Genomic DNA, 25,445 nt, shown 5'->3' with positions numbered 1-25,445 from the left:
TAGCCAATTTTGGCGATGAAGATTGGTAGCTCTGTGTCTCAAAATCACGCAGCGAAAGTAAAGTATATCGTTCAGACCAAAGACGGCCTTTACCGATACAATAGGCGAGTCCCGGACGATTGCCAAAAGGCATTCAGGAAGAAACTCTGGAACCTTTCTATAGGCCGCAATTTTGATCAGGCAGTATTACGAGCTTCTGATCTTCGCCGGGAACACGACATGGCAATTGCCCGATTGCGCGAACCAGATACAGCGCGGCAGGAAGCTGCGAGACTTGCCGCAGAACGTACCTCAGCGCGCATTGCAGAATTGGAAAAGAGAGGCGCGCCGGATGCGATTGAGGGGGACGAGGGCACTGTTGAATCGCTAACTGGTTCGATGTGGAAGCGTATTCCTCAGATCATGCAGAGCGTCCGTGATGATCGAACCGAGTATTTTCGGCTGTCCGCCACCCAAGCAATAGCTTTCGGTGATGACAGCCGTGTCGAAGGCAATAAGTTCCCGAAGATTCCACCGCCCACCGATCCAGCAGATCGAATGCTCTACGATGCTTACAAGGCAATGCTCGCCAAACGGCTTGATGAGCTTGCCCCCTTGCCCGATCAGGGACGCCCGGAGATGCGTGCTTCGGCACTGATGGAAAGGTATATCAAGGTACAAGCCTTACGCGCCAATACGGCGCGCTCATATCGCCAGATGGTCAACAAGCTGATTGCAAACTGCAACGGCGATCATCCGTTGCCATACTACAACCGGGACAAGCTACGCCAGCATCGCGACATGCTGGAAGCCAATCCAAATGTCAGCATTCAAACGGTTGAGAAGCACTTTGCACCGCTAAAGGCGCTGTGGCGTTGGGCGGCTGATGAATATGATGAATTGGCAGACCTGCAATTCCCCCGCGTCCGACTTTCGAAGCGTGACACGACAGTAGAAGAGGCGAGATGGCAGGCGTTCAGTGACGAAGAAATGAAAGCGATATGGCGGCACCTGAACGAAGCTTGGGGACCGAAGTCTAGTAGCCGAATGACGCCCCGACGCCGTAAGGCGTTTCTAATGGCTGTCAGGGTCATGTTGTATACTGGGCTGCGCCCCGCTGAAGTGTTCCGCCTGACGGCGGCAGACATTGATAACGGAGTTCTAACGATCCGGCGAACAAAGACGACACCTCGAAAACTACCACTCTCTGATCATATCGCAGACTTCCCAAAATTTCTCGCCAGTGGCGGCTTCGATACGGAGCGAAAATCAAAAACGATAGCCGTCACCCTGTCCGACAACTTCCGAAAGGTGATCCGCGCCGCCGGATACAACAACGACCGGCATGTCCTTTACAGTCTTAAGGATACGCTGGTTGACCGATTGCAACGACAGGAAGGGATGAATGACGACATCATTCGCGGCATTATCGGCCATGTGGTCGGGCAGGGAAAGCTACGACACTACAAGACGCCGTACGGCGAGACTGCGCATGGTCGAGCAGCCATGAAGAAATCTCTGGATGCGATAACGTATTGGTAGTGACCGGGTGCGCATACGCGCGCGACGCTGGAGCCCGCCGACCCGCGCTGTGCTCGATATAGAAATGCCGTTCACACAGGAATGTTGATCGTGTCGTGTGAGGGCAGTACACAGCGTAGTTTATTCCACTTGAGAATTGTGTTTAGGCGTCTCCGGGCTTTCCATCCTCCGTATCGTGGTGCTCGATAGAAAGCTGTGTTCCCTTCTTTCGCCGTCCAAAACGCTCAATGATCTCGTTGAAGTTGATCCCAATGCCAAAGAAATTCGGTTGAAGCAAAAGCGCACGCGATGCACCCGCAACACCCCCTTCAGGAGTGCTATCCTCTTTCGCTTCTGAGGATGCAGTCCCTTTTGCAGCGGTCTCTGTTACCCGCACCAGAAGCTTCAAACGCCGTTGTTCGAAAAGTGGCTGTGATGCCTTCAACGATTTGAGCCAGTCCTTAGCCTTATTCAACATTTCGATTTCTGCGCTCCAAATGGAGACCGCCGAATACGCGAAGACAAAGTCCATCACGCCCGGCTCATCGAGTTCCTCAATAGCTACACATTCAATCTGACTTATCGCTTTCTCTATCTTCTGTTGGTACAAGAAACACTCAGCCAAATGTATGCGGCAGATTTGACTGCCATCTAACGCAATCGCCTCTTCATAGGCACCAATTGCCAACTCCCACTCCCGGGCATATCGATAACAATCGCCTATCTGAAGATACATGTTTGAACGTCCATGATCCGTCCAACTACCGTCTTGAACCGCTGCTGATAGCTCTGAAGCGGTTTCGCGAAGCAATGCAGCGTCATCAGTGATGGTGCCAAGTGTTTCTTTGACATCGTAGAGCTTTTGCATCGCAAACGCTGACAAATTTTCATCATTTCGGTATTCGTCCAAAAGGTCGCTTAGCCTTGTCTCCGCAGCTTTTGGGTCGCCATGCAATAGAAGATCAAAAGCTTTACCGCCTCGATATTGGATTTGGCTTTCTGCGGACTCATCAAGATCAATTAGGCGATCAAAAAATGCGGTACGTTCCGAGTACGACGCATTTCGCAGTTCAAGGTCGATGAAGATTTGCAGAACCTCAATGTCATCTTCGGCGGGAGTGATTGGGCCTAGCTTGGCCAGTTCTTGCCGCGCCTTGTACCGACTGCCTCCGGGTGCCAGATGCAGCACGGCCCGTTTGCAAATTATCTTCTTTCGCCACCATTTGTGATCGATGTTTGTGCTCAATCTCTCAAGGGCTGCTGGCCAGCTATTCCACTTTCCGGTGTTGAAATAGAGCCATGAAAGACGATCTACGTACTCCCCAAGTGCATTAACATCGATCCGCAATAACGGCTCTATCGGCTCGCCGACATGGAGCACGGGTGCTGTATTTGTCCTGTGCCAAATCGTGTATTGGGTAACATCGGCACGCGCAGCGACAAGCGCGAGCCCAAGCTTATCCTCATTACATGCTGCTGTGTAAGCTTTGCCGATGTCGAAACCGGGGAGCCGGTTCCAACAGCAGTCCCTGTACCTTTGCCCTGACCCGCAAGGACACAATTCACTTAGCTTAGGCTTCCAATACACCCGGCGTTCTTTTCGCCGTGTTCCCACCATTTTTTTCTCTTTCATCAATCAATCATCTTAAGCGAATTGAACCGACCTCTATGTCGACCGAATAACTATCGGTTGGTTTTGGCTCTAACAAACTCGTGGTGTATCTGCCACCTAGGATTGGCGGGTGGGTTTCCCACCTTAGTCTTCAACTTAATTTTCTATCAACCGCATTTCGACGTTGGGGAATGCTTAGAAAGCGGCAGCGACGCGACCTCAGAGAATTGGTGCTTCGCCGGAAAAGTCGAACTTCGCCAGATTCAGACATTGCCAGCACTCCGGCAAGTTAATGTGTTTTCCGTTTGCGCTAGAGTGCTTTTCCCGTAGGAGCTTTGCCGTGACCCGTTTTGGCCAAATGCTAGGTCGTGAGTGCTTCTCGTGGTAAACTAGGCACAACAATACCAACTCTCCCCGAAAATTGAGGAAGCAGTGCCTATCACCATCACTCAGGAAGGCTATGCGCGTGCGTGTGGCGTCGTTCGCAATACCGCTTGCGCAAGATTGAAGAATATCGTGCCCGCCACCAGCGGGCTACCCAAGCGCTATTACGTCGCCGCAGTATTGCCGACGCTGACCGCGCGTGAGCGCGCTGGTGAGGCCGTGCGGAGTTTGATTGATGTCGCCGATCTAGAAGACACCCTTTTCGTCGGGGACGATGTTATCCCGGTTTGTCAGGCCTTTGAGGGATGGCTGGACGACGAGCAAAGGCAACGGCTGCTGGATTGCCGTGTGGATTTCACGGCTGCGCTCTACAACACGACCGTTAGCAGTGAGATTTGGCAGTTCATCGACGCCCTACATCTGAAGCTATGCCTACACCCCGGCATCTGCCGTTTCGTCACGACGGGGGATGATGCTGATCTGCCTGACTTCGAGCATTTCGCATTCTCCTTCGCATTGGCGAATGCACGACACTTTGAATCATTGAGCAGTAAGGAGGCCGCATAAGAATGAGCGACCCGAATGAGAATTTCCGCAATCTAGTTTCGTCCGGGGGAGATTTGACCCGCGCCCGGTGGGAAGCTGTGTCTGACAAGATCATTGCAGACGCCGCCCGTTTGTTCGAAGTCGAACTGACCCGCGAAGACGTGATGTCGATGCCGAGCGCGCGCATTTTCACCCTGAGCGACGAGCCGCTGTCAGAACTCTATGTCGCTGAAATTCAGCAGCTAGAGGGGGTCAAGGAGCAGGTACGGCAGAAGGAGCTTCGCGAAGCACTTGAGCAGGGCGACGAAGACGCTCATGCAGAGCTATCGCGCCTGCCGCCGGAGAAGCGCATCACCCGCGCCCGAGAACTTGGCATGACCGACAAGCGCCAGCAGTCCGCACCTACTAGTATCGAGGATGAGGCCGTGCTTCTCCGCCGCCTCATGACGCTAAATCCCGTTGAGCGTCTGGCTAAGGCCCGCGCTTGGGGGTTGATGTGATGAATGAGCTTGAAACCGCCCTCCGAGCCGCTGGCGGGGCGATTGAACAGCACTTCGTCAAGGTCGGTGTCAACTACTACTGCCACTTGACCGGTGACACGATTACCGCAGCAGCATTTTGCAGCCTCAGGCAACGCCTGACCCCGTCGCTTTCGGCTGAAGAGCAGCAACGGCAACGCCTCCGGAATAAGGCGCGCGCGGTTGCTGACGCCGCTGATGTCCGCGCAGGCGCACGATGAGCTTTTTCGATGCAGCCGGGTCCGGCGCATGCTTCGAATTGGATAAAGACGCCCGCCGCAGAAAATCAGCGCGTGACGAGCGTTGGCGACGTGCAATCGAAAAGCGATCCGAGTGGCCCCCTGAACAGTTTCAGGAAGAGGAAGAACGCCTTGCAAAAGAGATCGAAGACTGGGCTGACCGTAAAGCAGCGTGACGCTATGCGGCGTCGTGCTCATGACCGGTATTTGCGGCGCTGTCAGCTATGGCATGCCGAGCGCCAGCAGTTCCCGGACAATGAGTCCTTTGTGGCTGCATGGCCTCAGATAGCCGCCCGAGTGGCGGAGACGTTGGCGCGCGAATACCCCGAGCCTGCGCGCTAATGCCAGCCCCAGCGATGGTTGCCACATTGCTGGGGCGCACTAATCACCCCAACAAGAAAGAAAAGAAATGAGTATCGAGCTGACCCCCGTCGAGAAGTCCCGTCTGTATTTGGCGCAGGTAGATGCTTTGAAGATCAGCGATGACCCGCAGACCATTCGCCATAGAATGCTTGAACGCCGAGCATGGCTGTCTACGCATCTTGATCCGCAGGACTACGCTGACGCGCTCCGTCTCGCCGAAGCTATCGATATGAAGCTAGTCGATATCGGGCACGGTCTGAATTTTGCTGTGTCTTTGCGCGAGGTCCGGGAAGAGGCAGAGTCAGACCTGACGGAATGTGTCTGGGCGCTGGAATTGCTTGGCGCGCACGAGGTCCGCCCCGGTGTTTATGGCAACCATGATTCGGCGTCTGAAGTCGCAATCGGCAATCTCGGAGACTGGCGTTTGTCAGTCTAACTGACCGCTGATCTGGGAAACTTCACTTGAAGTAGATGGATCAGCCAAAATGCTGCGACTTGAAGTCAAACTTCAATGTGAAAAGTTCACTTCAAGTAGTTAAGATACTGATATTGCTAAATAATTTGATCTGAAACCGTCGCTCTGCTAATCAGTCTGGTGTCGGCGGATCAGTTCCGCACGACCTCAATCAGAAGGAGATTAAGGGTGTACGAAATTGAGCAGAAACTGGTGCAGGTGACGGATGCAATTCGGGCTGCTGGGCTGCGCCCGCTGACGCGGGACAACGCAGAAGAGTTAGCGCGGTTGGGCGAGGAACTTACCGACTTGCTGGAGCAAGCAGCGGATGTGTCAGCGGCACAGTGAAACGGTGGCGGCGCGCGTTAGTGCGCTCCGCCCAACAAGGCCCGCGTCAGCGGGCGCTAAGATGGCAAAAAATCGAGGAGCAAGAACAGAATGGCAAAGGATGCAGTCGCACCCTTCAACAATCCCTATTTAGCTGGAGGGCTGAGCGTCTATGCGTTTGCGCGTGGGTTGCGAGATGAACCGTCGCAGGATTGCCCGGACCGGCCTGAACCGTCATTGTGGGTGTATGACCATTTCAGCGATGGCAATGTAGTCAAGTTTACCCGTCCGGCGCTGAGTAAGACTAGTGCTGCTACCGTCATCGGGGACCTTGAGGCCCCCGCTTGCGATGCATTATTGAATTCCAAGGCGGTGATTGGTGTGACTGACCACGCGCCCAAGGTTTTTGGCAGTGATTGGGTTCGGTTCAGCGGTACGTGGGCAGAGGTGGTCAAGATGATGACCCCGCACCCGGAACGCTCGGACAAGGGCGGGGATGCGTTGTATTTCGCGGAAGGCGACTTGACCGGAAAGTCGGTCGCGACGAATGGGCAGCGCTTTCAGTACATGTATAAGCTCAAGAACAGGCTGCGGCGGGTGTATGCGGTTGCCATCGACGTTGACGGGGGATGCGCTGTTGAGCCGGTAATTGCTCGACTGCGCGAATTGGGCGTGTTCGCCGTGGTCTACACCACGCATTCCCACACCACCAAGGGCGCACCCAGCAGTGATCGTTTCCGGGTTATCATTCCGTTGGCAGCGCCGTTTGAACTTGGCGAAGATGGTGACGGCTGGCAGACCAGGTATGCAGAGTGGCAGGCGCGTTACGTTGGCTTCTGTGAATACCTGATCCCCGGTGAGTTTGATGCGCGTGGGCGTTTGCCTTCTCAGCTTATGTATATGCCCGCGCGTCCAAAGGGGGCTGACTTCAAGCACTACATTCTTGCAGGCCGTGGGCTGACTCTGGACGACATGCCGGTCGGAGATGTTTCCCAGTACACCCGCCGCGCGCCGTCAGGCGCTAAGGGTGGTAGTGGTGCCGTTCGCGGCGAACCCGCTTATCTTTCCGATGGCTTTGATCTTCTGGCATGGTGGCATGATCACGGCGAATACTTCCTGTTGCCGGACTTTCTGGAAATGATCGGCTGGGACGTTCGGGGAGACGCTGGGCGTGGCGTCGATGTTCTTTGTCCAAACGCAGCGGCGCATACGTCCGGTGAGGATATGGCATGGGCAGCGGAGGGCGAGAGTGCTGACGAAAGCGCGATTATCTATTGTCACCACAGTCATTGCGAGGGCTTGTACACCTGCGATTTCCTCCGCCTTATCGAAGAGCAGATCACCATGCCGGACGGGGAGACCTTTTCTGGTCTGCTGTGCGATCCCGCATTCTACCCGAACGAACTTGACGGTGAAGCGATCACCATTGACCGCGCAGACTACGTAGACGCGGAAATCAGGGTTGAAAGGCTCAAGACCCCTGCGGCGGTAAAGCGAGCTTTCGCCGCTCTGCCCGCTAACGCGGGCAAGGACCATTTCGCCGCGATCTATGCTGGTGTTCTCAAGGGTGGTGAACGGAGCAATGCCGTTTCGATGTGGACCAACTTGATCGGCGATCATCTTGACGCGAACCGACGCAAGAGCGCTGAGAAGCATGGGCGTGACTTGCTGGACGCAGAAAAGGCCGCTTACGCGGCGGAGAAGGCGGAAGAACAGCGCGAAGATAACCTCGCCGCCCTGAATGCCGAACCTGCGAACACGTCTCTGGACCCTGCGGACCCTTTGGGCGACGACATGGAAACCGCATTGGCGACTTTGGCGTATCGCTATGCACCCTGCGATCTGGGCGGGCAGTTCCGTATTGTCCGCAAGCCGGACTTGAACGCATTTAACTCCGATTTTGATTCCACGATTGCCGTTTACCGCAAGGACGACTTCCTGAACCTGCATCTGGATCGGCAGATCATTGTAGGGGAGGCTCTGGTCAACCCGGCGAAGGTTTTTCTTGAAACGGCAAAGCGAAAGAGCGGCTTGGTATTCGCGCCGCCGCCGCTGGTGCCGGGGCAGAATGACTTCAACATGTATCAGGGTCGGAAGTTGACTTCGCTTGTGGGTGAGTTCGGTGACGAACGGGATTTCCCGGTCCTGCACGATTTCATGCTTCGCATTGTCTGTGATGGCGATCAGGACAAGTTGGACTGGCTGCTGCTTTGGATGGCGCAAATGGTTCAGCGCCCCGGTGAGAAGCCGGGGACGTCTATCATCGGTGTTGGCGACGGCGGCATCGGTAAGGGTCGGTTTGGCACTCTCTTGTCGAAGTTGGCGGCACCTCATTTCAAGCAGCTTGAGAATGAGAACCATGTGATCGGTCAGTTCGCCGGTGAGCACCTGAGTAAGTGCGTTCTGGTGGTGGTCAATGAAGCTGTTTTCGGTGCATCACGGCGCGTTTCCAGTACCTTGAAGGCGAACGTCGACTCGGTGACGATTCAGGTTGAGGCAAAGGGGATGAGTATCGTTACTGTGCCTTCCTGCGCGCGGTACTACTTCGACTCCAACGAGGCCGTGCCGGTGTTGATCGAGAACAACGGTTCTGAACGTCGCTATTTCGTCCTTCGGTTCAATTCAGAAGAGCAAGGAAACACGAAGTATTTTGAGAAGCTGACCAAGGCTATTGAAGGTGATGAGATGCGGTGCCTTCTTGGTTATCTGGAACGGTACGATCCCGCGTCAGCGGGCAAGAGTTGGGCGGACGTTCGTACGGCTCCTGAAACGCCTGAACGGAAGGTCATGGCTGTCCATTCAATGCGTCCGGGGCAGCGGCGTTTGTTGAATGTCCTGCGTGAGTGCGAAGTAACCCTGAAGGTCTCGGGCTATGATGAGGTTTTCACGCCCGGAAAAGATGGGTTGCGCGTTCCTAAGGCGGCGTTCCGCGCCTACATTGAGGTGGCGGCTAACAAGCACGATGTTGACGACACGGACGTGGTGGCGATGGTTTGGCGCTTGTTTGGTGTTGAGATCACTGAAATGCGCGGGAAGGTCGGCGACCACCGCGATATGCGCCTTTGGGTGTTTCCGCCTGAAATCTTGGGCGAGAACGTGGACAAGGTTTTGCTGGGGGCCGCGTGAGTGGCCCTACCTCCAATGGTGTCGAGGGGTGGAGGTGACTTGGAGGCACGAAAACGCTTATTCTAAAGGGAAGTACGGCGACAGCCTCCAAACCTCCGGCGAACGCGAACCCTAGTGGAAAACAGATGGGGACACACACACCTGAATTTGTTGGTGTGTGTGTCTAAACCAAATTTTATTGAGGTAGTTTCTATTGGAGGTTTGGAGGTGGCGGCCTCGCCCCTTATTTTTATGGCCAAATCCGCCTCCAAGACCTTGGAGGTTGCTTGGAGGCTTGGAGGCAGAGGGATCGGCTGCCTCTCATTGGTTTGGATTGACACGAATTGTGTCACATGTTTGAGCACCGCATAGAAAAGGTGGACGTCGGAGGCAAACCAACCATATGTTGAGAGAAAAGACTTTGATTCTTGAGGTGTTCTCTTTTTGTTCTTAGATGTAACAAGAGCCAACCCCAAGTCGGCAAGAAAGGGAGGATATTGCATGCTACAGTTTCACCGAACTAGCCTAATGACATCTTCCGCACAAACAGTTGTGAATACCGTCAATACTGTCGGTGTCATGGGCAAAGGCCTCGCAGCAGCATTTAAGGAGCGTTACCCAGACATGTTCCTTGAGTACAAGGAACTATGTAAACGAGGAGAACTCAAACCGGGTTCATTCTGGCTTTGGAAAGGTCCTGACCAGTGGGTGCTTAACTTTGCAACCAAGAAGCACTGGCGGAATCCATCCAAAATTGAGTACATCCGAGAAGGGTTGATGGAATTCAGACGCAGCTATGATGAACACGGAATTCGCGAGATTGCGTTTCCACGTTTAGGGTGTGGGAACGGTGGTTTGGACTGGGCCGATGTCAAACCCACGATGATCGACTATCTCCATGATTTGCCAATCACAGTTTATATTCACGACTTCGAAAAGAAGCTTGGTCGCTTAGAGCACGACTTGCCACTTATGCAACACGGGCACAAGCCGAACACATTTGATGGCTTCTACAAGGACCTGCAAGCTACCATCGACGCGCAAGGTGGTGAAGTTCGACCCTTAATGATGACCGAACCCTTCCATGTCTGGTTAAACGAAAAGCGCGAACTGCGCGGTGCAAAAGGTTGCGACCAACTCCTAGCCGCCGAAGAAGACTTGTTCCGCATATGGAACCTCCTCACGGTGTGTCCCGTTTCCAGATTTGATCTACCGGAGAATGTACAGCGGTCTGCACTCAAGGTTTTCTCGGTGCTGTCTCAATTGCCCTACGTCCGGCCTGTCAGCATGGCTGATCGATGTGGTCGAGTTAATCTCGCCGTTGAGTTTGTTAGGAGCAGTAACCCCCCGTCCGTGGCAGTTGGTACGCACTAAAAGGTATTAGCAATGGGAATTAGCTCTGCGCGTTACCACGCGCACCTTGAGGAATGGCTGGGCAGGTTCAGCAACTATAAGAAGAAGTGGCCCAAGCACCTCTTCCATCACGCGAATATAGGAGCTGCGATTGATATTCTTAAGAGCGGCCAGTTATTGTCGCGCGACGATGCCATCGCCGGAGAAGTATTGCGTCAAGATATTGCTCCAGCCGATATTGTTCAGAACCGCGACGTGGCACACCAATTCGCCCGTCTTTACTTTCGACCAAGAACACCAACCCAATTCCACATTGAAGGGATTCGTAAACCTGCAGACTACTACATGGGTAGGCACGGTGGGCTCTTGGTAATGCTCGCATTTAGCAGTGAAAAGATTCTCACGATGGAGGGCACTAGGTTCTCCACGTGCAATATGCAGTCACCTTTGTCTCAAGTCTTTGACGGCGATGATGGCTTCGAACAACTGGACTTCGAGGGAATCTTCCATGATGAGGCGAATCCTAGTGATGATCAGAAAAAGAAGAGATGCGCTGAGGTTTTAGCTCAAAGTCCTCTCGACGTGGCAACGGCACTCAGCGCAATTATCGTGCGAACAGATGCGGATGTCGCAACAATGAAGTTCTTACTAACTCGCGAAGGTCTTCATCACTTTGTCCCCAAGATTAGGAAATCCCAAGGGACCGGCGTTTTCTTTCACAAGCACACTGCGGTTCAATACGTGGATTCCGCACCGGGCAGAATTAACTTCAAGCTGATGGAATCTAGATCAAGTGGGGACATCCACACCCAGATGAGTATTTTTGATGATGCAAACGCATGCTTCTACCAGATGGTAGATGCCAACTTGAAAGCGCATCAGGGCTACTACACCGAGCACAATCTTCCGGCAGGTAACTACAGAGTGGTGTTTCATCTAGAAAATTGCTTCGCTCATGAGTCACAGGTCAATCTGACCAGATAGTTCTCACAAACATCACTAAGCGCTATCAGCCGCCGCTGACGCGGCTCTGTGCAACTCGCAAATGTTGCATAGTCAGCGTATATACATATTTTACGTGATCGACACACTTCCCGAAGCGACCACGAGGGCATCGCAAGTCACTAATCGGATTCCAGTGAAGTTGAGTAAAGCATTATATTTCAACGTGTTACGAGAAGTGCTGTCGAGTAATAATATTTCGTGGGATTTCGTCTCAGGGCAGAAGAATCACGGTCAGAAAATAACTATTTAAAAACAATGGCTTGCAGTATGTATTGCAAATTACGAATTTAACATAATGGCTGTTATGGTGCGTTCCGCCCTGCACCTCGGAAGGCCAGTATAGCACGGGCGACGGGGGAAACACCGCCCCGCTGACGCGAGTTATCCCGATCCTGAAAACCACCACTAAATCTGGTCCCAAAACCACTTAACTCACAATATCTGGATTGATTGAATTCAGTGGCGCGAAACGTACAGACTGAATGAGGTGGCATAGTCCGCGTCAGCGGAGCGGTCTCGGATAAAGTTGTTTAATTATATATACTTAAAGGGACCCGAGAGGGGGTATAGGGGTGCGCCAAATGGGCGCGCAGTTGCTACCCGTGAGCGCCAGAGCAACTTTCCCAATTTGTTAATGCAACCGCGCTCAAATCTGCGTCCGAGGTTGCCCAAAGCCGGGGACCCACCAGCAGCCAAGGCCCCCCTTGCTTGGTTTGCAGAGCGGTCTCAATAAATTTCCAATTTCATTGAAAAAGTGTTGCATAGTCGACGTTCGAACACTGCCCGATCCGGATGAACCGTTCTGTTGGTTTGCTGGGTCGCATCCACCACCTTTGAACAATGTCCGTGCTCGATGGGATTGTACTTGTGGCAACTCTCTCTACCTTCTCAGCGGTAGACATTTCGCGCGTATAGAGTGCGATTTGTCCAACCACTTTTCCAATGCAAAGCGATGCAACAGCCATTTATGGCCTATAATCATTAAGTTCGTCTCGGGGTCAAAGCTGGGGTCACGATGAGCCGCATGCGTGCATTGAGCGGGGCGAGTTTTGGCGGGTACCCTTCGTCAAGAAACGTGATCTGATGATAATGCACGGCAAAAAGCCGAATATTATTGTGAAATTCTCGAGAATATTCACAAATATGCGCCTATTGACATCAAGAAATTCAGTGCACATGTTTGATTCACCATTGGGAATCGTGAGGCATTCATGTCTGAGAAGCGTGAGAAATTTGTAAAACTTGCAGAGGGAAGGACGCGTACCGCGTTGGATGCAATACGGAAGATTGGGAACCTCTCGAACAAGAGGGCCTACGACTACGACGAAAAAGACGTGAAGAAGATAATCAAAGCCCTTCGAGAGGCTACCAGCGAACTCGAAAGAAAATTCAACCCATCCTCTTCGAGCGATTCCGACACTTTTAAGCTTTAGGATACCAGTATGAGTGCCGAGCCACTTCAAATTGATAACGACCGATTCTTAATCAACCGTCTAATTGAGCAAGCACCAACCCATACTCTCGTGCGGGAATTCTTTATGAACGCTCAAGAGAACGCCGCCTTGGCTCCAGAAGGCGAAAGAACAGTCCGAGTCTACCCAACGAATATCGAGGGTGTCCGAAAACTCACTTTCTGGAATACGGGGCCGGGGATGAGTGAGAGTGACTTGCGTGTAGCGACCAACCTATCGTCATCAATAAACAAGCAACTAGCGCTGGACGAGAACTTTGGTATCGGAGCGAAGGTTTCAGGGTTAACCATAAATCCTGAGGGCATACGCTATCGGTCTTGCAAAGACGGAGTGATCCATGAAGTCACCATTGGTTACGATGAAGAACTGAAGACATACGTAAGATTTCCGGTGCAGTTCGACGATGGAAAAGAGGACACAGTGTATGACGTTACTTGGGCTGCGACCTCAGAGGGGATGCCGAAGAACATCGACTGGACCGAGGTTGTCCTGCTTGGTGAGGATCGCGAACACGACACCGTTGAGCGCCCGATAGGAAGAGATGTTGCGGTAGATCGAAGCTACGTCACAACTCAGATTTTTCAGAGGTTTGCCAAATTCCGGCCGGGGGTTGAAGTGTTCATCAACACGGCCATGACGAAAGGTGGGGGGAAGAACGAAGAAGGTAGGTTTCGCTCCCTGAAACCACTCGCGTCTGTGATCCCATCTTTGCCACACGCCGAGCAGGTGACTTGCCCAGAAACAGGTGTAATCGTTCACTACGTGCATGATCCGAAGCACCTCAACCACGGGCACACGTTAAGCTCTTTGAAAAACCCTGCAACGCAGTCAACGACCTTTTGTGCGTTGGTTCACAAAGGTGAACGCTATGACTTAAAAAACAAAAAGCGTTGGTCTGCCGCCGCTCCAAACTTTGGAATTCCGTTTGGTTCCACAGTGCTGACAGTGGAGATCATGTTGCCTGAAGAAATGGCACTTCCCAACCAGTACCGAGATGGCCTTACCTCGCCCAGCGATCGTTCCGCGTTAACGATTGAACACTTCGCTGCACAAGTGAGGGAGCTTATGCCGCAGTGGGTGAAGGAAGTTATCAAAGATGCGCATCCACCGAGCGATGACAACCTTGATGACCTCCAAAAGGACCTTCAGAAGTTGCTGGATGAGTTCAAAGTTCCGACGGTCGCATTCTCGCCTTCAAAGGCGCTGCCCGACCGTGTCGATCTGTTTGATCAAGGTACAGATGAAACTGAACCTGCGGAAACAGAGGGTGTCGACGACGATGTCGACGGCATATTTGATCGCATTAACGAACGATCCAAACGTGCCACTCCGCGTCGCGTGCGAAGGGCTCCAGATGGAGCCAAGCTGTCAAAGGAAACCAAAGCACTTGAACGAGTGCCCCAGATAGAAATCTTGGTAAAGCCCGAAGAAATTGAAGCTAAAGGCATCAAGGGGCGCGCTGGAAAGTTCTACAAGGACGCTCAAACACTATTCGTTAATGGCAAGTATTCTGCAGTCGACAGAATGGCCTCAGAGCTTGAGTTGTCATTTTCGGGACAAGTGGAAGCTGAGATGCTTCGAAAGCTGGTGTTGCAAGCTGCACAGCGGTTCACTGCCTTTCGCGTTGGAAAAGCCACGTGCTACGCAATCAGCAAAAGACTAGCGGAAGATTGGTCAGTCGATGACCTTGACCGAGCCACTTCTCCAGAGTCCCTTAGTGTGGCGGCTGACGACTACCGTCAAAGTCTCAATGCAGCTCGAAAATGGATGCGGACTGAGTTGAAGACAGAGTCTGGTGGGGTAACAGAATCTGAACCTGTTTGATTGGGAAGAACGCTTCGTGATCACAGTAAACCAACGCAGCAATCCGTAGCACGAAGTGGGGCAGACGCTCGAATCGGAATTAGAATTGAACAAGGACAGTGTGGTTGAGCCCCCTCAAACTTATCAATCCCTATCCAACTGGAAGGTGTCTCGGACTGTTTTGCCAGTCGTGTCTGCTAGACATTTTCGAACTGCCTGCTAGACATTCGGGAAATCGCAGCGCTCGAAGGCCTATAAAAATAAGGTATTTGAGAGGTTGTGGAAGTGGTGGGTGATGAGAGACTCGAACTCCCGACATCTTCGGTGTAAACGAAGCGCTCTACCAACTGAGCTAATCACCCGTGACGCTGCATGTAGCCAAGCCAGCGGGCGGGCGCAAGAGGGTCTGTGAGATTTTTATTCCGCGATGGGTTGCGGATAGGAAATGCCGCCCTCAATGACGCCAGCCTCGGTGAGAATGGGCTAATGAGGCAGGTCTGCGTGGGTTTCAGGCGTGTGGTCTGAAAAAGATCAAAGGCGCTTGCAAGCGCCCTATGGCCTCCGATATGCCCGAAGAGACTGCAACTTTCCGGTTGGGAGCACACATGATCCTACCTTTCGCCTGCCGTATCTGGATGGTGGCACTGGTCCTTGGCGCATTTGTGCTGGCTCCGGTCCGGGCCGGGGCAGAAGGGGTTTTGGTTTTCGCCGCAGCCAGCCTCAAGACCGCTTTGGACGAAATCGCAACGGAATACACAGAGCGGACGGGGCAGGATGTCACCGTGTCTTACGCAGCGTCTTCGGTGCTGGCGCGGCAGATTCACCAGGGTGCACCTGCGGACATTTTCATCTCGGCCAATGCCGACTGGATGGATTTTCTGGAACAGCAGGGCTTGTTGCGGCCTGGGACACGGTCGGATTTGCTGGGCAACAGTCTGGTTCTGATCGGCGCTGCGGGGCGTCCTGTTCTGGGCGACATTCGGGTGGTTCATGACCTCAGGGCCGAGCTTGGCGAAGGCTTTCTGGCCATGGCGCTGGTCGATGCGGTGCCCGCCGGTATCTACGGCAAGGCGGCTTTGCAGGGGCTGAACCTGTGGGAGGCGGTGCAGGACCGAGTGGCACAAACCGACAATGTGCGCGCTGCGCTGGCCCTTGTGGCAACGGGTGCTGCGCCTCTGGGGATCGTCTATCGATCGGATGCGCAGGCGGAACAGCGGGTCAGTGTTGTGGCCAGTATTCCGACCGATTTGCACCCTCCGATCATCTATCCGGCGGCGATGACAGGTAATGCCACGGGTGCGGCGCGGGCTTTTCTGGATCATCTGCACAGCGATGCGGCTTTGGCTATTTTTCAGGAGCAGGGATTTTCCCTGCCGGGCGGGTGATCGCGTTGGAGTGGTTGGGCCCCGCTGAAGTCGAAGCGCTGAAGCTGTCGCTGCGCGTGTCTTTCTGGGCGACGCTGGCGACTTTGCCGGTCGGGATATTCGTGGCCTACATTCTGGCCCGCTGGCGGTTCCCCGGGCGGCAGGTACTGAATGGTCTGGTGCATTTGCCTTTGATCCTGCCGCCGGTTGTGACGGGGTATCTGTTGTTGCTGACCTTCGGCATTCAGGGGCCGTTGGGGCGGTTTTTGGCCGAGTTCGGCATTGTGGTTGCCTTTCGCTGGACTGGGGCCGCGCTGGCCGCTGGTATCATGGCGTTTCCGCTGATGGTCCGGGCGATACGTCTGTCGATCGAGGCGGTGGACCCGAAGCTGGAACAGGCGGGGGCGACGCTGGGGGCGTCGCGGCCTATGGTGTTTCTGACCGTGACCTTGCCGATGATCCTGCCGGGTGTCATCGCCGGGGCCATTCTGGCCTTTGCAAAAGCCATGGGTGAGTTTGGGGCCACGATTACATTCGTGTCGAATATTCCGGGCCAGACGCAGACATTGCCATCGGCTGTTTACGCCTTTTTGCAGGTGCCGGGGGGCGAGGCTGCTGCAACGCGGCTGGTCCTGATCTCGATCGTCATCGCCATGGGCGCGTTACTGCTGTCGGAATATGTGGGACGGCGCGCCGCCGCGCGGGTGGCCGGATCATGAGCCTGTCTGTTCGCTTGCATCATCAGCTGCCGGGGATCGATCTGGAGGTCAGTTTTGACGCGCCACCCGGTGTGACTGTGCTGTTCGGGCGTTCCGGGTCGGGCAAGACCACGATTGTCAACGCGGTGGCCGGATTGCTGCGGCCGCGCGCGGGCAGAGTGGCCGTGGATGACTGGGTGTTGATTGACACCGAACGCGGGCACTGGCTGCCGCCGCACCGGCGGCGGCTGGGCTATATCTTTCAGGAAGGGCGGTTGTTCCCGCATCTGACCGTGCGCCAGAACCTTGCCTATGGCCGCTGGTTCGCCCCCAAAAGCGCGCGGCGTGAAGACCCGGAAAAAGTCATCGAGATGCTGGGGATCGGCCACCTTCTGAATCGCCGTCCGGCCGGGTTGTCAGGGGGCGAGAAACAGCGCGTGTCGATTGGCAGGGCGTTGCTGGCCAGTCCGCGACTGATCCTTGCAGATGAACCGCTTGCGGCGCTGGACGAGGCCCGCAAGGCGGAGATTCTGCCCTATTTCGAGCGTCTCAGGGATGAGGTGTCTGTCCCGATCCTGTATGTGACCCACTCAGCCGACGAGGTGGCCCGTCTGGCCACATCGGTTGTCGCTTTGCAGGATGGTAGGGTCGTCCGCCATGGCCCCGCGTCCGAGGTTCTGTCGGATCCGTCCGTGGCGCCCGCAGGTGTGCGCGCGGTCGGGGCCGTGTTGGAAGTGCAGGTGCACCAGCACCACGCTGACGGGTTGACCGAGCTGAACGCAAATGGCGCGCGTCTGTTTCTGCCACGTATCGGGCAGGAGGTCGGCGCGCATCTGCGAATTCGCATTCCGGCGCAAGAGGTGATCCTGTCCGTCCAAAAGCCCGAGGGTCTGTCGGCATTGAACGTGCTCAGCGGGACGGTCGACTCGATCCGGTCGGGCGATGGTCCCGGAGCGATCGTGTCGGTCAGGACACTGGCTGGGACTGTTCTTGCACGGGTCACGCGCCGGTCAGTTGCGGCGTTGAACTTGCAGCCGGGCAGCACGTGCCATGCCGTGATCAAGACGGTTGCACTGGCCCCGCAGAATGTCGGTGGCCGTATCGGGACTGGCACCTGACCTCAGGCAAGTGCGCGGGCTTCGTGTTCCAGCAGGATAAGGCGCGCGGCGCGCCCAAACCCCTGATGGCCGGAGGAGGGACGGTCGGGAAATATGGCGGCCAGTTCCTGGAGCGCGTCGGATGAAAGGGTATGTAGCGCCTCTTCCCCCAGAAACAGGCTTTCTGCCTGTGCCCCATCCGCCGAGAGGATTTCGTGCCGATCCAGCAGGATGTGCAGATACTCGACCGTTTCAACCGAGGTATCGAGCCCTATTCCGGGCCATCTGCACAGGTGCTTGGCGGCAACCAGCGCTTCGGTGGTTCCGAAAAGCAGCTCAACCCGGGGGCCCTTCACCAGAATACGGTGCTGCTGAGACACCAGCAGATCCCGCGAGGGTATGTTGGGTCCCAGACTGCCTGCCGAGATGCGAACGGGCCACATTGCGGGTTCGTCGCGTAATCGGTCGGGTGGGATCGTGCTGCTTTCGATCCAGCGAATGGGTTGCAACCCGTGATCGGCTGTCGCCACCTTGTCCCCGACCTTCAGGGTCTCGATGGCGCGGGGGCCGTTTTCGGCCTCGATCAGGGTTCCGGCTACGAAACACACGCCTTCGATCCTGATGACCACCTCTACCGGGTCCGGAGAGCCGGTAAACGGAAGTGTAATCGGACCTGCTTGCGTTGTTCCCGAGACACTGATGAAGAAGGAATCAAAGACAACTTGACCATTGTCGAGGCTGTCGAAAAACGTCGGATCGACCGTATAGGTCCACTCTCCGGTATTTGGGTCGATCGTGGCTGTACCGTTGGCAGGGGGTGTCGCAATTGTCCAAGTTTGGGTGAGCGGTGTAAAGTTTCCGTTGTTCAGCGTGGGTTGCCCCATCGCCACATTGGGTGGGGACCCGGTCACGTTGCCGGTCAATTCACCTGTGATCGGAACTGAAACCAACTAGACCTCGCCTTGTTGCAGCATCCGTTCAAATTCCTTCTTTCGGTACAGGCGCATATGAACCTCGCCTGCATCGTCCCGCGTCCATTCGACAATCCGGTTGCGTGTCATGTCGCTGTCCATTCGGTTGGTGCGCACGCGCGGATGCGGGATCTCTTGCTTGAGGATATCAACAATCTGGCTGGTCTGTCCAAACGGCGCGACAAGGTCGATGATCCAGAAGGAAGACCCGCTGGTAAAATCCTTGTCTGTCAGTGACGTTTCTTTCACCGCATAGCGATATTCGGCGTCGGGGCTGAGACCGGCAAAAGTGACAAATCCGCGGGGAAAGCCATTTTGCCTGAAGATCTGGTATTGGCCCAGACGGAACGGGGTTTCGAACGCATAAAGAACTTGCGCAAGGTTACGTTTCTGGTGCGTTTTTGTCAGACCCGCGAGATAGAACATCGCCCCCAGATCCGCATATTTCTCGGGTGGGAAATCGAACCAGTCTTTTGGAAAACTCTTGTTCAACGGAACTGCCGACAGTTTGATGCGTTATTAATTCTTTCGGGTAGTGTACTTGTTTCCGGCGATATGAATAGTGGAATTTCCCCGGATAACTGTGCCGGCGCAGCTGGTTTGCCCCACTTTACTCGCAGGGTGTCGTGGTTATGCTATCGGTATTGGTGCAATTGTTTCGGGATATCTGGATCATGCGTTTTCTCAAGCCAGTCATCGCTGCCACACTTGTTTTGACGCCTGCGGTGGCCGGGGCCGTTGGGTTCGGCCTGTCAGTCCGGCCGCAGTTCCGAACCGAGATCACGCCCTTGCCGGACGGGGTTTACGAAGTAAAGGCTGTCGGTTCATCCGCGCCGGTCAATTATTGGTGCGGGATCGGAGATTATGCCATTCGCACACTGGGCGTTCCGAACTCGCAGAGGATCTATATCTGGCGGGCGTATGAACCCGGCGTGCGAACGGTGCAGTTTTCCATGACTCCGCCGCCGGGGGCCGATACGAAACCCGGCTATTCGATCACGGTCAAGAAAGTCGGAGCAAACATGTCGGCGGTGTCGGCGCAGAACTATTGCTACGACAATTTCATCATGGACACGTTCTGATCGTCAGACCCATTTTGCCATCGGCGGCAGGCTCATCAGAACGGCATCCGGGTCATGCCCGGTTTCCAGACCGAATTTTGTGCCCCGGTCATAGACAAGGTTGTATTCTGCATAAAGGCCGCGATGCACCAGTTGGGTGGTCTTGTCCGCCTCTGAGAAGTTCTGAACGCGGCGTCTTTCGACCAAGGGCAGGAAGGCGGGCAGAAAAGCCCTGCCAATGTCCTGTGTCAGGGCAAAATCCGCCTGCCAGTCACCGGTGCAATAGTCGTCCATGAAGATCCCGCCGACGCCGCGCGCGCGTTTGCGGTGAGGGATGTAGAAATACTCGTCAGCCCAGTCCTTGAGGCGCGGGTAATGGGCGGGTCCGTGCGGGTCAAGATGCGCCTTTTGCGTGGCGTGGAAATGCGCGGTGTCCTCGTCATACTCGATGCACGGGTTGAGATCCGAGCCGCCACCGAACCACCAGGCATGGGGTGTCCAGAACATGCGTGTGTTCATGTGGACCGCCGGGACATGGGGGTTCTGCATATGGGCGACAAGGCTGATACCCGACGCCCAGAAGCGCGGATCTTCGGTCATTCCGGGGATGCCCTTGCGCGCCGCCATCGCCTGTTGCGCCCGGTCGCCCAGCGTGCCGTAGACGGTCGAGACATTGACTCCGATCTTTTCAAACACACGCCCGCCGCGCATGACCGACATCAGCCCGCCGCCTGCGTCTGACCCATCGTCCGACTGGCGTTTGGTTTCCTTGACCTCGAACCGTCCGGGTGCGGCATCGGCAAACGGCCCGTCGATGTGGCTGTCTTCAAGGGCTTCGAATGCTGCAACGATGTCATCGCGCAATTGGCGAAACCAGGCGGAGGCGGTAGATTTTTTTGTTTCGAACATGGGTCTTAATGTGCAGGGGCCGCGACCGGGTCAAGCAGGGTACGACCACCGTCAATTGTCAGGATCTGCCCGGTAACGAAACCAGCTGCATCAGACGCAAGATATTGCGCGGTTTCCGTCAGTTCTGTTGCCGAGGCGATACGGGCAAGGGGCGTATGCTTTTCGATATCGACGCGGTAGTCTCGGTTGTCCTTGAGGGTCGATTGCAGCGATGCGCTCATGACCGAACCCAGCGCAATCGAGTTGACGCGGATCCGTTTCGGAGCCAGCGCAACCGCAAGGGATCGGGTCAGCTGATCCAGTGCAGCGGTCGAAACGGAATAGGCCATCAGGTCGGGGTGGGTTCGCCGGGCCGCGATCGAGGACAGGTTAATGATCGTCCCCGCCGGGTTTTCGACATCGCCGTCGGCCTGCTTGATCATGCGATTTGCGACCAGCTGGCTGAGCCGCAAGGCGGGCATCAGGTTCTGGTTCAGCAGGGTGCGCATCGAATCGTCATCCGGATCCAGCGGATCAGACGGGATCACCTGTCGTGCGCCGTTGACCAGAATATCCACCTGGTCGAACGCATCCAGCGTTGCAGATAACAGGTTGGCAATGGTCAGCTTTTCGCGCAGATCACCCGCAAAGTACCGGATATTGCTGCCTTCGGCCTGTTCTCCAAGCTCGTCGATCAGGCGTTTTTCATCTATGTCGGCAAACATGACATTTGCGCCCGCATCCGCGAAATGCCGCCCGATGGCCAGGCCGATGCCATTGGCTCCGCCCGTAACGATTGCTGTCTTGCCAGCGATGGAAAAGGACATCCGAATCCTCCTGAATTTGGGCGCAGGTTAACGGGCCTTAACGCCGAGGGCGAGAGGCCTGGAACACCTTGAACCGGTTGTTGCCGGCAATTTCACCGACCTGAGCGAAATGTTCGTTCAGTGTAGCTTCGTAGGGAAGGTGCCGGTTGGCGACCATCCAAAGGGTTCCGTTGCGTGTCAGATTGCGGGCGGCGGAGGTTATAAACCCTTGCCCCAAGGCGGGATCTGCGCTGCGTGACGTGTGAAATGGCGGGTTCATCACAACGGTGTCGATAGGTTCCGGGGCGGTCCAGGATACGGCATCGCTCCAGTGGAAATGCGCCTGGGATTGGGTGACGTTCAGCCGCGCGCAGGTCAGGGCCGCATGGCCTGCTTCGACCAGATGCAGCGAGGTTATCCCGCCGCGTTTCAGGATTTCTGCAGACAGATACCCCCATCCCGCACCCAGATCGGCCACGCAGGGGCCAAGCCGGTCAGGCAGAGTCTTCAGCAGCAGGGCCGAGGCAGGATCAATGCCGTCGGCTGAAAACACACCCGGTGCTGTGTGGTATCCGTCAACCATCTGATGTTTCGGCGTGGCCCAGTCTGCAAAAGCCTGATCATCGGCCTGAAACCAGAAAATCTTGCCATGTGCTTTGGAAAGCGGTCCCTCGACCGGAACCCGCTTGCGCACATCCTTCAATATGCTGTCCACACCATCGGTCTTGGCACCGTCGATGACAATCAGGCCGCTCGCCCGCGCACAGGCCTGATGAATGAGCGACCGGGCCAGTGCCTTGGCGCGGGGCAGAAAGACAATGGCGTCCTGACAGGGGCCATCTGCGTCGGGCACCGTTTCAAAACCCTGCGCGGCGAAATGGTCGTGAAAGGGTTTGAAGGGCTGCACAACTTGTGCGCCGCCCGCCAGCGCAGACAGATCATGGTCGGGCGTGGGGCAGATCACACTAAGAGGGGGGGACAGCGTCAGGCCGTTTTGCAGGGCAAGTTCCAGACGAGGGGACATGGGCAATTCCGGCTGAGAGAGGCGCGCGCGTCAGGCCAAAGGCCTTACTCTTCGCGTTCCATTGTGCATTGCAAAGGGTGCTGGTGCCGGCGGGCAAAGTCCATCACCTGTCCAACTTTGGTCTCGGCGATCTCGTGGCTGAAAACCCCGACAACGGCCACGCCTTTCTTGTGAACGGTCAGCATGATCTCGAACGCCTGCGCATGGGTCATGCCGAAGAAGCGTTCAAGCACATGCACCACAAACTCCATCGGTGTATAATCGTCGTTCAGCAACAGGACCTTGTATAAAGGTGGACGCTTGGTTTTTGGGCGTGTCTGTACCAGGACGGACGCGTCACTGTCGTCGTCCGGCTTGTCAGACATCATCCAGATCATTTCAAGCATCGTGTGCAACTGTCCGATTCAGGCTTGGGGTTTATCTTGGCGCTTATATAACGTGTGCATGGCCAGTGAAAAGAGCAAGCGGACGTAAACGGGATGACGACCAAGCTGACGACAATCGGGTTTGATGCAGACGACACCCTTTGGCATAACGAACGGTTTTTTCAGATGACGCAGGCTCGTTTTGCTGAACTCTTGGCCGATCATGCTGATCGTGATCACCTGATGGAGCGACTTCTTGCGGCTGAAAAGCGCAACATTCGGCACTATGGGTATGGCATCAAGGGATTTGTCCTGTCGATGATCGAGACGGCGATCGAAGTCACCGAAAGCCGCGTTCCGGCCTGGGTCATCCGGCAGCTGATCGAAGCGGGGCAAGAGATGCTGGCCCATCCGATCGAGCTGTTGCCCCATGCCCGCGAGGCCGTCGAAGGTGTTGCCGATGCGTATCGGGTTATCTTGATCACCAAGGGCGACTTGATCGATCAGGAACGCAAACTGGCCCAGTCCGGGCTGGGTGATCTGTTCGATGGTGTGGAAATCGTTTCCGAAAAGACGCCCGAAACCTATCGGTTCGTGTTCGACCGTCATGGTGATGGGCCGACTGCCGCAATGATGATCGGCAATTCGATGCGGTCAGATGTCGTGGCCCCGATTCAGGCCGGGTGCTGGGGTGTCTACGTGCCCCACGGTCTGGTCTGGGAGGTGGAACATGCAGAAGCCCCGGTCGACAGCCCCCGATTCCGCGAGTTAAGGGATTTGGGTGATCTGGCCGATCTGTTGCGCGACCTGAAGTGATGTTGCCTTTTCGCCTCAGTTTCACATAAACCCTGCCGCAACCGGGCGCAGTTTTGCCTTTATCGCACATCTGGTGGTTCTGAGGGGGAAATTCGCAAGATATAGCCTCAGCCCAGAGGCAAAACGAAACTGCGAAAACCTCAGCTTTCGGTTTATTTCATTGGGTCGCTGTGATAGCCTTGGAGACAATAAAATAAATATTGCTGACCGGGAAAACCCGGCAGCGCGAGGCAGACAGAGGCAAAGATCGTGCAGATTCGGCGGACAGTTCCGGCCCGAATGGGCTTTATCCTTATAGCGTTGCTATGTGTGCTGGCGTTTGCGCCGCTCAGGTCCATGGCGGCGCCTTATGCAGCTATGGTGATTGACGCCCGAACTGGCGAGGTGCTGCATTCACGAAATGCGGATGCGCGGCTGCACCCGGCCTCGCTGACCAAGATGATGACGCTCTATATCGCGTTTGAGGCGGTTCGAAACGGCGAGATCACACTGGATACACCCGTTCGGATTACCCAGAAGGCAGCTGCAGAGCCCCCGTCGAAGCTGGGCCTGCGCGCGGGCCAGACGATTGCGTTCCGCTATCTGATCCGCGCCGCTGCGGTAAAATCGGCCAACGACGCGGCCACGGCGATCGGCATTGCCATCAGTGGCTCGGAAGCGGCCTTTGCCCGCCGCATGACCCGAACCGCCAAAGCGATGGGGATGAGCCGCACGACCTTCAAGAATGCGCATGGTCTGACTGAGGCAGGGCACCTGTCCAGCGCGCGTGACATGACCACGCTGGGACGGCATCTGCTGTATGATTACCCGCAGTATTATAACCTGTTCTCGCGCCAATCGACGGATGCCGGTATCAAGACTGTTCCCAACACCAACCGCCGCCTGCTGGCGGCCTATAAGGGTGCGGACGGAATAAAGACCGGATACACACGTGCGGCGGGGTTCAACCTGGTGGCGTCGGCCAAACGCAAGGATGAGCGTATCATTGCAACTGTCTTTGGTGGTAAATCCGGGGCGTCGCGGAATGCCAAGGTTGCGGAATTGCTGGATTTGGGGTTTCGCCGTGCCCCGTCTCGTGCACCTATCCGCAAACCTGAGCGCCCGGTCTATGCGGGCAATGTCGGGCTGGGGGGCGATACCCAAGTTGCAGCGCTGAGCGGAGCACCGAAATCCAGCCTGCGCCCGCTTGGGCGCCCGAGTGCCACAACACAGGTTGCAAGTGCGGTCGCGGTCGTTGCGGACCAGAACAGCGACCGTATCAGCAGCGGTATTGCTGCGGCGATTGCCGAAGCGGATGTTGCCCCAACCGCCCCGCCGGTTGAAACATCCGACACCCGCCCGGCATTGCGCCCGGACAATCTGGTGCTGGCCTCGACCGAACCCGCCAGCCCACCAGAGCCCGAGCAGGAAGTGATTACCCGTCTGTCCTCGTCCGGTGGGCATCTGTGGGGGGTCAATGTGGGCCGCTACACCACACGATACGAGGCCGAGAAGATTCTGCTGAAAACGGCGCTGTCGGAAATGACCACGCTGGATGGCAGTCTGCGCAAGGTCAGTCAGAGCTCGCGCGGCTTTGATGCGACATTCCAGGGCATGACGCGGGAACAGGCCGATCTGGCGTGTCGCCGTCTGCAAGCCCGCAATGTCACCTGTTTCATGATCGGGCCATCATAA

At 55.6% G+C, this 25,445-nt stretch carries 25 protein-coding genes and 1 tRNA gene; 18 read left to right on the top strand and 8 right to left on the bottom strand.

The genetic code is table 11. From position 1 onward, the window contains the following. Positions 1–15 precede the first annotated feature (15 nt). Positions 16–1,521 (top strand): tyrosine-type recombinase/integrase, encoded by a 1,506-nt coding sequence (locus tag I9182_RS13200; protein ID WP_209598567.1) that lies wholly within the window; start codon positions 16–18, stop codon positions 1,519–1,521. A 142-nt stretch (positions 1,522–1,663) separates the two neighbouring features. On the opposite strand, the gene I9182_RS13195 is transcribed toward I9182_RS13200, so the two are convergent. Continuing rightward, positions 1,664–3,133, bottom strand: a complete 1,470-nt coding sequence (locus tag I9182_RS13195) for an SEC-C domain-containing protein (protein ID WP_209598566.1) — start codon at positions 3,131–3,133, stop codon at positions 1,664–1,666. Between the two features lie 411 nt (positions 3,134–3,544). Between I9182_RS13195 and I9182_RS13190 the strand changes: the two genes are divergently transcribed. The 11 genes from I9182_RS13190 to I9182_RS13140 all read left to right on the top strand — a co-directional run bounded on the left by I9182_RS13190 (position 3,545) and on the right by I9182_RS13140 (position 14,702). Further along, on the top strand, positions 3,545–4,063 hold the full coding sequence (locus tag I9182_RS13190) for a hypothetical protein (protein ID WP_209598565.1): 519 nt from the start codon (positions 3,545–3,547) through the stop codon (positions 4,061–4,063). 2 nt (positions 4,064–4,065) lie between these two features. Beyond that, entirely contained in the window at positions 4,066–4,542 is a 477-nt protein-coding gene (locus tag I9182_RS13185) for a hypothetical protein (RefSeq protein WP_209598564.1), read from the top strand. After that, a complete protein-coding gene (locus I9182_RS13180) occupies positions 4,542–4,781 on the top strand; it encodes a hypothetical protein (protein ID WP_209598563.1) in 240 nt (79 codons plus the stop codon). Before I9182_RS13185 ends, I9182_RS13180 begins: the two co-directional genes overlap by 1 nt. Then, positions 4,778–4,975 (top strand): hypothetical protein, encoded by a 198-nt coding sequence (locus I9182_RS13175; protein ID WP_209598562.1) that lies wholly within the window; start codon positions 4,778–4,780, stop codon positions 4,973–4,975. Before I9182_RS13180 ends, I9182_RS13175 begins: the two co-directional genes overlap by 4 nt. 233 nt (positions 4,976–5,208) lie before the next feature. Further along, a complete protein-coding gene (locus I9182_RS13170; protein WP_209598561.1) occupies positions 5,209–5,598 on the top strand; it encodes a hypothetical protein in 390 nt (129 codons plus the stop codon). A gap of 207 nt (positions 5,599–5,805) precedes the next feature. Continuing rightward, complete coding sequence (locus I9182_RS13165; protein ID WP_209598560.1) at positions 5,806–5,964, top strand: hypothetical protein; 159 nt, start codon at positions 5,806–5,808, stop codon at positions 5,962–5,964. Positions 5,965–6,054: 90 nt separating this feature from the next. Further along, positions 6,055–9,069: a primase-helicase family protein gene (locus I9182_RS13160; protein ID WP_209598559.1), complete on the top strand. Its 3,015-nt coding sequence runs from the start codon at positions 6,055–6,057 to the stop codon at positions 9,067–9,069. A 507-nt stretch (positions 9,070–9,576) separates the two neighbouring features. Beyond that, positions 9,577–10,422 (top strand): macro domain-containing protein, encoded by an 846-nt coding sequence (locus I9182_RS13155; protein WP_209598558.1) that lies wholly within the window; start codon positions 9,577–9,579, stop codon positions 10,420–10,422. Between the two features lie 12 nt (positions 10,423–10,434). After that, the gene (locus I9182_RS13150) at positions 10,435–11,385 is read left to right on the top strand and encodes a DarT ssDNA thymidine ADP-ribosyltransferase family protein (RefSeq protein ID WP_209598557.1); all 951 of its coding nucleotides are present in this window, start codon (positions 10,435–10,437) and stop codon (positions 11,383–11,385) included. A gap of 1,232 nt (positions 11,386–12,617) precedes the next feature. After that, complete coding sequence (locus I9182_RS13145) at positions 12,618–12,839, top strand: hypothetical protein (RefSeq protein ID WP_170534732.1); 222 nt, start codon at positions 12,618–12,620, stop codon at positions 12,837–12,839. A 9-nt stretch (positions 12,840–12,848) separates the two neighbouring features. Beyond that, complete coding sequence (locus I9182_RS13140) at positions 12,849–14,702, top strand: hypothetical protein (protein WP_209598556.1); 1,854 nt, start codon at positions 12,849–12,851, stop codon at positions 14,700–14,702. 265 nt (positions 14,703–14,967) lie between these two features. Here I9182_RS13140 and I9182_RS13135 read toward each other — a convergent pair. After that, a tRNA-Val gene (locus tag I9182_RS13135) sits at positions 14,968–15,043 on the bottom strand. A 243-nt stretch (positions 15,044–15,286) separates the two neighbouring features. Between I9182_RS13135 and modA the strand changes: the two genes are divergently transcribed. Genes modA through modC form a run of 3 tightly spaced genes read left to right on the top strand, consistent with a single transcriptional unit; the run spans position 15,287 to position 17,861 of the window. Continuing rightward, entirely contained in the window at positions 15,287–16,066 is a 780-nt protein-coding gene (gene modA, locus I9182_RS13130) for a molybdate ABC transporter substrate-binding protein (protein ID WP_245222643.1), read from the top strand. A 5-nt stretch (positions 16,067–16,071) separates the two neighbouring features. Further along, the gene (gene modB / locus I9182_RS13125; RefSeq protein WP_209598758.1) at positions 16,072–16,764 is read left to right on the top strand and encodes a molybdate ABC transporter permease subunit; all 693 of its coding nucleotides are present in this window, start codon (positions 16,072–16,074) and stop codon (positions 16,762–16,764) included. Beyond that, a complete protein-coding gene (modC, locus tag I9182_RS13120) occupies positions 16,761–17,861 on the top strand; it encodes a molybdenum ABC transporter ATP-binding protein (RefSeq protein ID WP_209598555.1) in 1,101 nt (366 codons plus the stop codon). The genes modB and modC overlap by 4 nt, the downstream gene beginning before the upstream one ends. Positions 17,862–17,863: 2 nt before the next feature. Here the strand turns inward: modC and I9182_RS13115 are convergent, their stop codons facing one another. Both I9182_RS13115 and I9182_RS13110 read right to left on the bottom strand, forming a co-directional pair. Then, complete coding sequence (locus I9182_RS13115) at positions 17,864–18,751, bottom strand: Hint domain-containing protein (RefSeq protein ID WP_348540401.1); 888 nt, start codon at positions 18,749–18,751, stop codon at positions 17,864–17,866. A gap of 39 nt (positions 18,752–18,790) precedes the next feature. After that, on the bottom strand, positions 18,791–19,303 hold the full coding sequence (locus I9182_RS13110) for a toxin-activating lysine-acyltransferase (RefSeq protein WP_209507836.1): 513 nt from the start codon (positions 19,301–19,303) through the stop codon (positions 18,791–18,793). Between the two features lie 140 nt (positions 19,304–19,443). Between I9182_RS13110 and I9182_RS13105 the strand changes: the two genes are divergently transcribed. Next, on the top strand, positions 19,444–19,893 hold the full coding sequence (locus tag I9182_RS13105; protein WP_245222642.1) for a hypothetical protein: 450 nt from the start codon (positions 19,444–19,446) through the stop codon (positions 19,891–19,893). 3 nt (positions 19,894–19,896) lie between these two features. Here the strand turns inward: I9182_RS13105 and hemF are convergent, their stop codons facing one another. From hemF to clpS, 4 genes are read right to left on the bottom strand one after another with little or no spacing between them, the layout of a single operon-like run. Next, positions 19,897–20,781: an oxygen-dependent coproporphyrinogen oxidase gene (gene hemF, locus I9182_RS13100; protein ID WP_209598553.1), complete on the bottom strand. Its 885-nt coding sequence runs from the start codon at positions 20,779–20,781 to the stop codon at positions 19,897–19,899. Positions 20,782–20,786: 5 nt separating this feature from the next. Next, positions 20,787–21,587: an SDR family oxidoreductase gene (locus tag I9182_RS13095; RefSeq protein WP_209507832.1), complete on the bottom strand. Its 801-nt coding sequence runs from the start codon at positions 21,585–21,587 to the stop codon at positions 20,787–20,789. 37 nt (positions 21,588–21,624) lie between these two features. Then, positions 21,625–22,590: a class I SAM-dependent methyltransferase gene (locus I9182_RS13090; protein ID WP_209598552.1), complete on the bottom strand. Its 966-nt coding sequence runs from the start codon at positions 22,588–22,590 to the stop codon at positions 21,625–21,627. Between the two features lie 44 nt (positions 22,591–22,634). Then, a complete protein-coding gene (gene clpS, locus I9182_RS13085) occupies positions 22,635–22,976 on the bottom strand; it encodes an ATP-dependent Clp protease adapter ClpS (RefSeq protein ID WP_209598551.1) in 342 nt (113 codons plus the stop codon). A gap of 93 nt (positions 22,977–23,069) precedes the next feature. On the opposite strand from clpS, the gene I9182_RS13080 reads away from it, so the two are divergent. Together I9182_RS13080 and I9182_RS13075 are read left to right on the top strand one after the other, a co-directional pair. Beyond that, positions 23,070–23,771 carry an HAD family hydrolase gene (locus I9182_RS13080; protein WP_209598550.1) on the top strand — a complete coding sequence of 234 codons (702 nt, stop codon included), beginning with the start codon at positions 23,070–23,072 and terminating at the stop codon, positions 23,769–23,771. Positions 23,772–24,050: 279 nt separating this feature from the next. Beyond that, positions 24,051–25,445: a D-alanyl-D-alanine carboxypeptidase family protein gene (locus I9182_RS13075; protein WP_209598549.1), complete on the top strand. Its 1,395-nt coding sequence runs from the start codon at positions 24,051–24,053 to the stop codon at positions 25,443–25,445.

The organism is Ruegeria sp. HKCCSP351, from assembly GCF_017872535.1.
Taxonomy (GTDB): domain Bacteria; phylum Pseudomonadota; class Alphaproteobacteria; order Rhodobacterales; family Rhodobacteraceae; genus Ruegeria.
Note: the sequence above shows the minus strand (reverse complement) of the source record. Positions and strands in the feature narration are given on the sequence as shown.